10 protein-coding genes are annotated in these 11,985 nt (G+C 70.7%); 5 read left to right on the top strand and 5 right to left on the bottom strand.

Annotation, left to right across the window (positions count from 1 at the left end; translation table 11 throughout):
- Nucleotides 1–33: 33 nt before the first annotated feature.
- From OG984_RS18325 to OG984_RS18305, 5 genes are all read left to right on the top strand, one after another.
- Nucleotides 34–501 carry a helix-turn-helix domain-containing protein gene (locus OG984_RS18325; RefSeq protein ID WP_328527657.1) on the top strand — a complete coding sequence of 156 codons (468 nt, stop codon included), beginning with the start codon at nt 34–36 and terminating at the stop codon, nt 499–501.
- Between the two features lie 98 nt (nt 502–599).
- Nucleotides 600–1,109: a 2-oxo-4-hydroxy-4-carboxy-5-ureidoimidazoline decarboxylase gene (gene uraD / locus OG984_RS18320; protein WP_328527656.1), complete on the top strand. Its 510-nt coding sequence runs from the start codon at nt 600–602 to the stop codon at nt 1,107–1,109.
- Entirely contained in the window at nt 1,106–1,465 is a 360-nt protein-coding gene (gene uraH / locus OG984_RS18315) for a hydroxyisourate hydrolase (RefSeq protein ID WP_328527655.1), read from the top strand. Before uraD (OG984_RS18320) ends, uraH begins: the two co-directional genes overlap by 4 nt.
- A gap of 1 nt (nt 1,466) precedes the next feature.
- The gene (gene pucL, locus OG984_RS18310; protein ID WP_328527654.1) at nt 1,467–2,372 is read left to right on the top strand and encodes a factor-independent urate hydroxylase; all 906 of its coding nucleotides are present in this window, start codon (nt 1,467–1,469) and stop codon (nt 2,370–2,372) included.
- Nucleotides 2,373–2,381: 9 nt separating this feature from the next.
- Nucleotides 2,382–3,794, top strand: coding sequence for a nucleobase:cation symporter-2 family protein (locus OG984_RS18305; protein ID WP_328527653.1), 1,413 nt, complete (start codon nt 2,382–2,384; stop codon nt 3,792–3,794).
- A gap of 176 nt (nt 3,795–3,970) precedes the next feature.
- On the opposite strand, the gene OG984_RS18300 is transcribed toward OG984_RS18305, so the two are convergent.
- From OG984_RS18300 to uraD (OG984_RS18280), 5 genes are read right to left on the bottom strand one after another with little or no spacing between them, the layout of a single operon-like run.
- Nucleotides 3,971–5,272 (bottom strand): guanine deaminase, encoded by a 1,302-nt coding sequence (locus OG984_RS18300; protein WP_328527652.1) that lies wholly within the window; start codon nt 5,270–5,272, stop codon nt 3,971–3,973.
- An 8-nt stretch (nt 5,273–5,280) separates the two neighbouring features.
- Complete coding sequence (gene xdhC / locus OG984_RS18295) at nt 5,281–6,126, bottom strand: xanthine dehydrogenase accessory protein XdhC (protein ID WP_328527651.1); 846 nt, start codon at nt 6,124–6,126, stop codon at nt 5,281–5,283.
- A 4-nt stretch (nt 6,127–6,130) separates the two neighbouring features.
- A complete protein-coding gene (xdhB, locus tag OG984_RS18290) occupies nt 6,131–8,515 on the bottom strand; it encodes a xanthine dehydrogenase molybdopterin binding subunit (protein ID WP_328527650.1) in 2,385 nt (794 codons plus the stop codon).
- On the bottom strand, nt 8,512–9,981 hold the full coding sequence (locus OG984_RS18285) for a xanthine dehydrogenase small subunit (protein ID WP_328527649.1): 1,470 nt from the start codon (nt 9,979–9,981) through the stop codon (nt 8,512–8,514). Before OG984_RS18285 ends, xdhB begins: the two co-directional genes overlap by 4 nt.
- A complete protein-coding gene (uraD, locus tag OG984_RS18280; RefSeq protein WP_328527648.1) occupies nt 9,978–11,933 on the bottom strand; it encodes a 2-oxo-4-hydroxy-4-carboxy-5-ureidoimidazoline decarboxylase in 1,956 nt (651 codons plus the stop codon). The genes OG984_RS18285 and uraD (OG984_RS18280) overlap by 4 nt, the downstream gene beginning before the upstream one ends.
- Between the last annotated feature and the right edge of the window lie 52 nt (nt 11,934–11,985).

Genomic DNA, 11,985 nt, shown 5'->3' with positions numbered 1-11,985 from the left:
GAAGCGTGGCGGCAGGCTGGGTAGCCTGCCGCCATGCGCGTCGAAGCAGAGTTCACCACCGAACCCTTCCGTGGCGAGGGCGAGCCTCCCGAGCACGCGACGGCGGCCCTCGAAGCCGCCCGCGAGGCCGGTCTGGAGTGCGACTTCGGGCCGTTGGGCACCTCGGTTCGTGGCGAACGTGATGCCGTCCTGGCCACCCTCGCCGACGTGGTGGCCGCAGGACTGGACCACGGCGCCGACCAGATCACCTTCCAGGTGCGCGTCGAGGGACGCAGCGCGCCGCGGCGTACGGCCGGCGGGTTGGAGGGGCTGCTCGCCGAGGTCGCCGAGAGTCTCGGTGGTGATCTCCGGACCCTGGACCGGCAGGGGAAGCAGCGCGCGGTGCGCCTGCTCGAGGAGCGCGGCGCCTTCGACTACCGCAAGAGCGCCGAGATCGTGGCCGCGGCGCTCGGCGTCACCCGGTTCACGGTCTACAACTACTTGAACCGCGAGCGGGAGTAGCTCAGACTTTTCAACAAACTGTTGACTGTGACGAGAGACACATGCCATCGTTGTCGTTGTACGGAAATTAGTTTCCGCATAGCGAGAGAGAACGGTTCATGGATCTCCAGAGCTTCAACACCTCACCGGCGGATGTCGTGCGACCTGCGCTGCAGGCCTGCTGCGACGCGCCGAGCTGGGTCGCCGCCGTCCTGGCCGGGCGTCCCTACACCGACGAGGCCGATGTCGTCCGGGCGGCCGACGAGGCCGCCCGGCGGTTCACCGCGGCGGACGTCGACAAAGCGCTGGCCGCCCACCCCCGGATCGGGGAGCGCGCCGCGGGCGAGCACGCCGAGGCCGCCTGGTCGCGGCGCGAGCAGGCCGCGGTGGGCACCGACCCGGCCACCGCACGTGCCCTTGCCGAGGCCAACCGGGTCTACGAGGAGCGCTTCGGTCGTGTCTTCCTGATCTGCGCGACCGGCCTCTCGGCCGACCAGGTCCTCGCCTCGCTCCGCGGGCGGCTCGGCAACGAGCACGACGAGGAAGCGGCCGTGGTCGCCGACGAGCTGCGCAAGATCGCGCTGCTGCGCCTCGAGCGGGTCCTGGCCGTCGAGGAGGTCTCCCCATGACCAGGCAGCACAGCACCAGCGCCATCACCACCCACGTACTCGACACCGCGCTCGGCCGCCCGGCCGCCGGTGTCCCGGTCCGGCTCAGCCGGATCGACCCCGACGACGCCACCCCGTCCTCCGTCCTCGCCGACGCCACCACCGACGACGACGGCCGGGTGACCGACCTGGGGCCCGATCAGGCTCCTGCCGGCACCTACCAGCTCCGGTTCGACACCGCCGCCTACTACGCGGCGACGGGTCAGGAGTGCTTCTACCCGGAGGTCCTCGTCACCTTCGCGGTCACCGATCGGCGGCACCACCACGTGCCACTTCTGCTGAGCCCGTTCGCCTACTCCACCTACCGAGGGAGCTGACATGCCCATCCACCTTGGCACCAACCAGTACGGCAAGGCCGAGAACCGCGTCGTACGCATCTACCGCGACACGCCTCGCCACCAGATCCGGGACCTCAACGTCTCCACCGCGCTGCGTGGCCGCTTCGACGACGCCCACACGAGCGGCGACCAGCAGGACGTGCTGCCCACCGACACCCAGAAGAACACCGTCTTCGCCTACGCGAAGAAGATCGGCGTCGCCTCGATCGAGGAGTTCGCGCTCGCGCTCGCCGATCGCTACCTCGAGGCCTGCCCGGCCGCCGAGGGCGCCCGGGTCGAGATCGACGAGTACGCCTGGGACCGGATCGAGGTCGACGGGGCGGGTCATGACCACTCCTTCGTGCGATCGGGTGGCGGCGTACGCACCACCGTGGTGAACGTCGACGGGCGTGGGGCGGACCGGGTGGCGCACGTCGTCTCCGGCATCAAGGACCTGGTCGTGCTGAAGTCGACCGGCTCGGAGTTCCACGGGTTCCTCAAAGACGAGTACACCACCCTGCAGGAGACCACCGACCGGATCCTGGCGACCTCGCTCGTCGCCCGCTGGCGCTATTCCGGCACCGAGATCGACTGGGACAAGGCGTATGACTCCATCCGGGCGCTGCTGCTGCAGCGGTTCGCGGAGATCCACAGTCTCGCCCTGCAGCAGACCCTGAACGGAATGGGCACCTCGGTGCTCGAGCAGCACGGTGACGTCGCCGAGATCAAGTTCTCCGCGCCCAACAAGCACCACTTCCTCTCCGACCTCTCGCCGTTCGGCCTGGACAACCCCGGCGAGGTCTTCTTCGCCGCGGACCGGCCCTATGGCCTGATCGAAGCCTCGGTCGTACGCGACGAGGCCCCTGACGCCGGCAACGCCTGGCACGCCATCCCCGGATTCTGCTGAGGCCCGGCCATGCTCGGTCGTAGGAGACAGGCAACCGCATCGGTCTCGACCCGTCCCGAGGACGAACGGCATCCACCGGGCCAGCTCCTCGCCTACGGCACGCAGCACATCCTGACGATGTACGGCGGCGTGATCGCGCCGCCGCTCATCGTCGGGGGTGCCGCGGGCCTCTCGGGCACGGACCTGGCGCTCCTGGTGACCGCAGGCCTCTTCGTCTCGGGCCTCGCCACGCTGCTGCAGACGCTCGGTCTCGGGCCCTTCGGCAGCCGGCTGCCGATCGTGCAGGGGATCTCGTTCGCCAGCGTGTCGACGATGGTCACCATCGCCAGCGAGGACGGCCTGCGTCCCGTCTTCGGCGCGATCATCGTCGCCGGTCTGATCGGGCTGGTGCTCTCCTCGTTCTTCGCCCAGCTCGTCCGGCTCTTCCCGGCCGTCGTCACCGGCACGATCATCACCGTCATCGGGCTCTCGCTGATGCCGGTGGCGTTCCGGTGGGCGATGGGCAACGACGCCTCCGCGCCGGACTACGGCTCGATGACCAACATCGGTTATGCGGGTCTGACGTTGGTCATCATCCTGGTGATCAGCCGGGTGTTCCAGGGCGCGATCTCACGTCTGTCGATCCTGATCGGGCTGGTCATCGGCACCCTGATCGCCGTCGCCGCCGGTCGTGCCGACTTCTCGGCGGTCGGCAAGGCCGACCTCGTCGCGCTGCCACCGCTGCTCCATTTCGGCAGCCCGACCTTCGAGGTCGGTGCGATCGTCTCGATGACGATCGTGATCCTGGTGATCATGACCGAGACGACCGCCGACATCCTGGCGATCGGGGAGATCGTGGAGACCGACGTCGACGCTCGACGTGTCGCTCGCGGTCTCCGCGCCGACATGGCCGCGACGACGGTTGCGCCCTTGTTCGGAACGTTCCCGTGCAGCGCGTTCGCACAGAACGTCGGGCTGGTGGCCCTGACCGGCATCCGCAGTCGGTACGTCGTCGCGACCGGTGGTCTCGTCCTGTTGCTGCTCGGGCTGCTGCCCGTCGTCGGCGCGGTCGTCGCCGCCATCCCGTACCCCGTGCTCGGCGGCGCCGGCATCGTGCTCTTCGGCTCCGTCGCGGCATCCGGGATCCGCACGCTGTCCCGGGTCGACTACGAGGACAACCTCAACATGGTGATCGTCTCCGTGGCTCTCGCTGTCGGGATCCTGCCGATCGCCGCCCCGACCTTCTGGGACGCCTTCCCGTCCTGGCTCGGAGTGGTCATGCACTCCGGCATCAGCGCCACCGCTTTGGTCGCCGTCGTCCTGAACCTGCTGTTCAACGAGATCACCGTCGGCAACCGCTCCGGCGCCTCTGTCTTCGCTGCCTCGCAGGACTCTCGTGAGGGCTTCGGGGACCGGCTCGACGACGACATCGAGAGGAGGTGATCCTCACCGAAGTCGGCTTCACCAGACGATGACACCTTGTGAATTGCTCACAAGGTGTCATCGTCTGGTGAAGGCGGGAGGACGGTCGAGCTACTGGTGGTGTTGGGAGAAGTGGCGGACGCCTCGGCCAACCGGGCTGACGCCTCGGCCGACGGGCGGTGACGCCTCGGCGGGGGTCAGCCGACCAGGTGGGGGTCGGGGGCGTTGACGAGCTCGCCCTCGACCCAGACGCTGCGTACGTCGGCGGGGGTGCCGAGGGCGAACATCTTCGCCAAGGCGTCACCCGCGTCGGCGGCGTGGGCGAGGCCTACGTCGAGGGGGGTGCTCGGGGCGGGCTTGATCCACTGGGCGTCGAAGCGGCGGCCGACGGAGAAGTCGCCGACCGAGGCGCCGAGGCCGAGGGCCTCGGCGCCGGCGACCGTGGCCAGGTGGAGGAGGTGGGTGGGGGTCAGGGGGTGGCCGGCGTCGCCGAGGAGCTGCTGGGCGACGTACGCTCCCAGGCCCTCCTTGAGCAGGGAGAACCCGGTGCCGGCACCGACGTCGGAGCCCATCGCGACGCGTACGCCGTGGGCGCGGTGGCGGGCGAGGGGGAAGAGGCCGCTGCCGAGGGCGGCGTTGCTGGAGGGGCAGTGGGCGACGGCGGCGCCGCGGGCGGCCAGCAGGGCGAGCTCGGGGTCGGTCGGGTGCACGTTGTGCGCCAGGACGGTGCCGGGGCCGACCAGGCCGTGGCGGTCGTAGGAGGTCACGTAGTCGCAGCCGCAGAGCTCCTCGACGGTCTCGATCTCGCGGGTGTTCTCGTTGACGTGGGAGGTCAACATCGCACCAGGCACCGCACGCAGCACGTCACCGCAGGCCTCGAGCAGCGGCTCGGAGCACGACAGGGAGAACCGTGGCGTCACGGCGTAGCGGGCCCGACCGACGCCGTGCCAGCGGGCCGCGAGCGCGAGCGACTCCTTCCGTGCCCGGGAATGATCGGTGAACAGGTCCTCGCGGATGAGCCGGTCGCTGACCACGAGGCCGCTGGTGATCCGCAGCCCGACCCGGGCGGCCTCGGCGAAGACCGTGTCGACGGCGGGCGCGAAGTGGCTGCCGAAGACCAGCGCCGTGGTGGTGCCGGCGCCGACCAGGCCGCGTACGAAGTCAATGGCCACGCCCGCGGCGTAGGCCGTGTCGGCCAGGCGCGCCTCCTCGGGGAGGGCGGTCTGGTCCAGCCAGTCGAGCAGCGGCATGCCGAGACCGCCGATGACGCGTACCTGCGGGAAGTGCACGTGGGTGTCGACGAATCCGGGCAGCACGAAGCCGCCGGAGAGGTCGACGACGTCCTCCTGGGGGTGCTGGGCGCGGAGGTCGGCGAAGGATCCGCGGGCGCGGATCACACCGTCGCGTACGAGGAGGGCGCCGTCCTGTTCGGTGCGGAGCTCGCCGCCGGAGAACGGGTCGGAGGGGGTGTCGAGGAAGGTTCCTCGGTAGAGCGTCATTCGGGATGTCACCTTGCTTGTTGTTCGGTCGATACGTCGGTGGTCGAGCTTGTCGAGACCCCCGCGAAGAGCTGCAGCAGCCGGGCCGCGACGCTGACCGCGATCGTGGCCGGCTCCTTGCCACCGAGATCCGGGAGGCCGATGGGGGTGGTGATCCGGGCGATCGCCTCGGGGGTGTGCCCCTCGTCGGCGAGCTTGGCCCGGAACCGGCTCCACTTGGCGCTCGAGCCGATCAGCCCGATCGACGCCAGCTGCGAGGCGCGGAGAGCCGCGTCGCACAGCGCGGCGTCCTCGGCGTGGTCGTGGGTCATGATCAGGACGTGGGTGCCCTCGGGGAGCTCGCTGATCACGAGCTCGGGCAGCACCGGCACCTCATGGACGTGGATGCCGGCGACGGCGTCGTCCAGGCCTCGCAGGTGGTCAGGCGAGAGCTGGGCGGCGCGGGAGTCGACGAGGTGCAGCTCGAGGTCGTGGCGGGCCAGGATGCGGGCCAGCTCGACCCCGACGTGGCCCATCCCGAAGACGGCCACGGACGGGACCACGGGCAACGGCTCGAGCAGCAGCTCGACCTCGCCACCACAGCACTGCACGCCGTGCTGGTAGGGCGCCTTGTCGGAGAGGGACACCTTCAGGCTCTCCGGCACCCCGCCACCTTCGGTGAGCATCGCCCGGGCGCGCTCGATCGCGACCGCCTCGAGGTTGCCGCCACCGACGGTGGCCCAGGTGCGTTCGGCCGAGACGACCATCTTCGCCCCGGCCTCGCGTGGCGAATGACCGCGCACGGACGTCAGGGTCACGAGTACGCCGGGAACCCGCTGCTCGCGCAGCCGCTGGACGGCCTTCAGCCACTCCATGTCCTCACCTCTCCCCGGCCATGGCCGGCTCGGCGCCGGCGTCGCTCGTCTCGGGGGCCTGGGGCGTACGCGCTTTGTCGAGCGCCCAGTAGACGGCCTCCGGGGTCGCGGGGGAGGCCAGCTCGACGCTGGTCCCGGCAGGGCCGAACGCGGCGGCCGCCTCACGCAGCGCCTCGCGCATGGAGAAGGCGAGCATCAACGGGGGCTCGCCGACGGCCTTGGAGCCGTAGACGGCACCCTCCTCGTGGGCCTTCTCGAGCAGCTTCACCCGGAAGTCACCGGGCATCTCGGAGAAGCTCGGCAGCTTGTAGGTGCTCGCCGCCTGGGTCGCCAGCCGGCCACGGTTGGGGCCCTCGGAGGTGTCCCAGCGCAGGTCCTCCAGGGTCAGCCAGCCGGCGCCCTGCACGAAGCCGCCCTCGATCTGGCCGATGTCGATCAGCGGGCTCAGGCTGTCGCCGACGTCGTGGACGATGTCGACGCGCCGCAGCGTGTAGGCCCCGGTGAACCCGTCGACCTCGACCTCGGCGGCGGCCACGCCGTTGGCGAAGTACTTGAACGGCTCGCCCTGCATGAGGTTGGGGTCCCAGTGCAGGCCCTCGGTGCGGTAGAAGCCGGCCGCCCACAGCTGCACCCGCTGGTGGTAGGCGGTGTTGATCAGCTCGTTCCAGCCGATCGACCCCGAAGCAGGCGACAGACCGCGGACGACGCCGTCGTCGAAACGTACGTCGCTGGGGCTGATCCCGAGATGGCCGCCGGCGACCTGGGCGAGCCGCTCGCGGATCTGCTCGCAGGCGTTCTTGATCGCGGCGCCGTTGAGGTCGGCGCCGGAGCTGGCCGCGGTCGCCGAGGTGTTGGGCACCTTGTCGGTGCGCGTGGGGGCGAGGCGTACGCGGTCCAACGGGAGCCCCAGGGCCGTCGCGGCGACCTGGAGCATCTTGGTGTGCAGGCCCTGTCCCATCTCGGTGCCGCCGTGGTTGATCAGCACCGAGCCGTCCTTGTAGACGTGAACGAGGGCGCCGGCCTGGTTGAAGGCGGTGAGGTTGAACGAGATGCCGAACTTCACCGGCGTCATCGCCAGGCCTCGCTTGGTGTGCGGGTGCCGACTGTTGAAATCAGCGATCTCCGCGCGGCGTCGAGCCACCTCTCCGGACGAGGCGACCTGGTCCCAGCAGGCAGCGAGCCGGTCGGCCTGGCGCACCGGCTGGCCGTACGGCGTGGTCTGATCCTGCTGGTAGAAGTTGCGGCGCCGCAGCTCGATCGGATCGATGCCGAGCAAGGGTGCGCACCGGCCGAGCAGGTCCTCCATGACGAGCATGCCCTGGGGGCCGCCGAAGCCGCGGAAGGCGGTCTGCGAGGTCTTGTTGGTGCGCGCCACCCGGCCGTCGACACGGATGTTGGGCACCCAGTAGGCGTTGTCGATGTGGCACAGCGCGCGGGCCAGCACCGGCTCGGAGAGGTCGAGGCTCCAGCCGCCGTCGGCGGTGAGGGTGGCCTCGAGAGCGACGATGTGGCCCTCGTCGTCGAACCCGGCTCGCCAAATGCTGTGGAAGCCGTGGCGCTTGCCGGACATGGTGATGTCCTGGGTGCGGTTGAGGCGCAGTCGTACCGGCCGGCCGGTCAGCTTGGCGCCGAGCGCGGCGATGGCGGCGTAGCCGTGCGGCTGCATCTCCTTGCCGCCGAACGCGCCACCCATCCGCAGGCACTGGACGGTGACCTCGTGGCTCGGTACGCCGAGCACGTGGCCGACGATCTCCTGGGTCTCGGAGGGGTGCTGGGTGCTGCTGTGCACCAGCACCTGGCCACCCTCGTCGACCAGCGCCAGCGAGACGTGGGTCTCGAGGTAGAAGTGCTCCTGACCTGCGAACTCGAACTCGCCCTCGAAGACGTGGGCGGCGCTCTCCAGAGCAGCCTCGGCGTCGCCGCGGGCGAGGTTGCGCGGGGTCCCCTGGAAGCTCTCCGCCGCGATCGCCTCCTTCACCGTCACCAGCGACGGCAAGGGCTCGTAGTCGACCTCGACCGCGGCCGCGCCCAGCCGGGCCGCCTCCTGGGTCTCGCCGAGCACCCAGCACACCGCATGGCCGTGGAACATCACCTCGGTCGGGAAGAGCGGCTCGTCGTGCTTCACACCGGCGTCGTTGAGACCCGGTACGTCCTCGGCGGTCAGCACACGCACGACGCCGGGCACCGCATAGGCGGGCGCGGTGCGCAGCGCGGTGACCAGGGCATGGGTGTGCGGGGCCTGGACCGGCCAGGCGTGCAGCGTGCCGGCGATCCGTCCGACGAGGTCGTCGGTGTAGAGCGCCTCGCCGGTGACGTGCAGCGCGGCGCTCTCGTGCGGCAGCGGGATCCCGACGACGGGGTTGTCGGGGCGTTCTGACAGGGCGCTCATGCGGGCACCTCCTCGCGGTCCGTGTGGGTCTCCGGGTGGGTGTGGAACAGGCGCAGCAGGGACTGGCCCAGCATCGCCGAGCGGTAGGACGCGCTGGCGCGGTGGTCGTCCATCGGGGTGCCCTCCCCGGCCAGGACGGCTGCGGCGCGGCGTACGGACTCCTCGGTCCAGGGCTGCCCAACGAGGGCGTCCTCGGTGGCGACGGCACGCAACGGGGTGGCGGCGACGCCGCCGAGGCCGATCCGGGCGCGGGCCACCGTGCCGTCGGCGATCTCGAGCGCGTAGCCCACGGCCACGCTGGAGATGTCGTCGAACCGGCGCTTGGCGATCTTGTGGAAGCCGACGAGCGGAGCCAACGGCAACGGAAGTCGTACGCTGCGGATCAGCTCGTCGGCGGCACGGACCGTCTCCCGGTAGCCGGTGAAGTAGTCGGCCAGCGCGACGACCCGCTCGCCGCGGGGCGAGGCCAGGACCACCTCGGCGTCGAGCGCGAGCAGTGCCGGCGGGGCGTCGCCGATGGGCGAGGCGGTGCCGATGTTGCCGCCGATCGTCGCGCCGTTGCGGATCAGCCGCGAGGCGAACTGTGGGAACAGCTCGGCCAGCAGCGGCACCCGTCCGTTGAGCTTGCGCTCGATCTCGGTCAGGGTGAGGGCCGCGCCGATCTCGACGTGGCCGGTCCGGAAGGAGAGCTCACGCAGCTCGGGCAGGCGGTCCACCGCCACCACCAGTGGTGCGCGGCGACCGCGGAGGTTGACCTCCACGCCCCAGTCGGTCGAGCCGGCGACGACCTGCGCCGCCGGCCACTCGGTGATCAGGTCGAGCGCCTCGGTGAGTGTCTCCGGGCGTACGAACTCGGCGCCGTCGACTGCGATCCGGGTCGGTCGCGGCTCGGGCGGAGGCTGCTGCTGTCGCGCGGCGAGCGCGTCGTCGGCCTCGGGGGCGCCGAGGGCGTAGGCGGCGTCGCGGATCGGGCGGTAGCCGGTGCAGCGGCACAGGTTGCCGCTCAGCGCGTGCAGGTCGACGCCGTTCGGGCCGTGCTCGTGGTCGCAGGGGGCGCCGTCGGCGGAGGGCTCACGGCTCGGGCGGTAGTACTCCGCGGCCAGGCTGCAGACGAAGCCCGGCGTGCAGTAGCCGCACTGCGAACCGCCGCGTACGGCGAGCTCCTGCTGGACCGGGTGGAGGTCGTCGCTGGACCCGAGACCTTCGCTGGTCACCACCTCCTGGCCGTCGAGCGCGGCGACCGGGACGAGGCAGGCGTTGATCGAGGTCCACTCGGTCGGCGAGGTGGTGCCGGGCCGGGCGACCAGCACCGAGCAGGCACCGCACTCGCCCTCGGCGCAGCCCTCCTTGGCGCCGGTCAGGCCGCGGTTGCGCAGCCAGTCGAGGACGGTGGTGTGCGTGGCGACCCCGGTCAGGGGCACCTGGTCCCCGTTGACGGTGACACTGGGGGCGCTGGGTGTGCTCATCGTTGGCTCCGGATCGGGTTGCGGGTGCGGGCGCTGTGGATGGGGTTGGCGTCGCGCAGGAAGTCGTCGAAGCGGTGGCCGGCGATCTTGGCGATCTCGATCAGTGCGGCAGCGTGCTCCTGGCGTTCGCAGTTGCCGAGCCGCTCGCGACCCTCGGCGAGGATCCGGTCGAGCGAGTCGGAGTCGCGTACGGAGATGACCAGCGGGAAGCCGAACCGCTCGTGGTAGGCGTCGGTGAGGGAGGTCAGCGCCTCCTGGTCCGGCTCGGCCAGGTGGGTCAGGCCCTTCGAGGACTGGTCGCGCAGCGACTCCTCACCGACCATCCCCTCCGAGACCAGCTTCGAACCGAGCTCGGGGTAGGCCTCGATCAGCTCGCGCTGCTCCTCGGCCGAGCCGCTGAACAGGGCGTCCTGGAAGGCGCGGCGCAGGGCGTGGGTGTCGGTGAACGGTCGCTGCTCCCAGGCCCGCTCCACCATCCACCGGGGTCCCTGGAAGAGACCGTCGAACGTCTCCACGAACTCGGTACGTCCCATCTGGTTGACCTGGTCGAGCCGGACGCCCTCGCCGGGCTGACCGGCGACGGCCGGTCCGAAGTCGGGGCCGACGTGGTGGAACAGGACGTTGAGCAGGATCGCGGTCAGGCTGCCCAGGGTGATGCCGCTGCCGAAGATGATCTCGGCCCACCCCGGGACGGCCTGGGCGACCTCGGGCTGCGCGGTGACGTACATGGCCAGACCGACGCTGGTCGCCACGATCACCACGTTGCGGTGGTCGTGGAAGTCGACCTTGCTGAGGGTCTGGAATCCGACGACCGCGACCGTGGCGAACATGGCCAGCGCGGCGCCGCCGAGGACCGGGTGGGGGATGCCGGCGACGATCGCGCCCACCTTCGGGAGCAGGCCGATCAGGACCATGATCAGACCGGCCGCGGCGACGACCCAGCGGCTCTTGACCCGGGTCAGTCGGACGAGGCCGACGTTCTCGGCGAAGCAGGTGTAGGGGAAGGAGTTGAAGACGCCGCCGATCGTGGTGGCCAGGCCGTCGGCGCGCAGGGCCCGGGCGATGTCGGTGCGGCCGATCCGCTTCTCCACGATCTCGCCGGTGGCGAAGACGTCACCGGTGGTCTCGACGGCGGTGATCAGCATGACCACGATCATGGACACGATCGCGGCGGCGGAGAACTGTGGCCAGCCGAAGTGGAACGGCGTGGTGACGCCGACCCAGTCGGAGCCGGCGACCGCGTCGAAGTGGGCGTCCCCGAGAGCCCAGGCGACGAGGGTGCCGACGACCAGGCCGACGAGCACGGCGACGGTGGCCATGAAGCCCTTGAACACCCGCTGGATGACCACGATCAGGGCCAGGGTGCCCAGGGCGTACGCCAGGTTGCGGCCGCTCGTGGGGTCCGAGGTCGGGCCGGCGCCACCGGTCGCGTCCGCGGCCGCGACCGGCAGCAGCGCGATGCCGATGATGGTGATCACCGAGCCGGTCACGACCGGCGGGAAGAACCGGATCAGCCGGCTGAAGTAGGGAGCGATGAAGAAGGTCGCCAGACCGGCGACGATCACCGCGCCGTAGATGACGAGCAGTCCGTCGGTGCCCCCGCCGGCGGCGAGCCCGATCGCGATCATCGGCGAGACGGCGGTGAAGGTGACGCCCTGCAGCAGCGGCAGGCGTACGCCGACCTTCCAGAAGCCGACCGACTGGATGATCGAGGCGATGCCGCAGGTGAACAGGTCGGCGTTGATCAGGTGGATCAGCTCCTGCTGACTCAGCCCGATCGAGTTGGCGAGCAGGATCGGCACGATCACCGCACCGGCATAGAACGCGAGCACGTGCTGGAGGCCGTAGACGGCGAGCTTGCCCGCCGGGAGCACCTCGTCCACGGGGTGGGTGGGGCCGGCACCGACCTTCTTCTGCGGCCGTATCGACCTCAGGACTGCTCTCGCGTTCATCCTCACACCTTTCTCGGGGGCGCCCTGGTGGGCAGGTGAGCTGTGACTTACC

Source organism: Nocardioides sp. NBC_00368, from assembly GCF_036090055.1.
In the GTDB taxonomy this organism is placed as follows: domain Bacteria; phylum Actinomycetota; class Actinomycetes; order Propionibacteriales; family Nocardioidaceae; genus Nocardioides.
The sequence above is the reverse complement of the archived record's forward strand: the minus strand, read 5'-3'. Positions and strand labels throughout refer to the sequence as shown.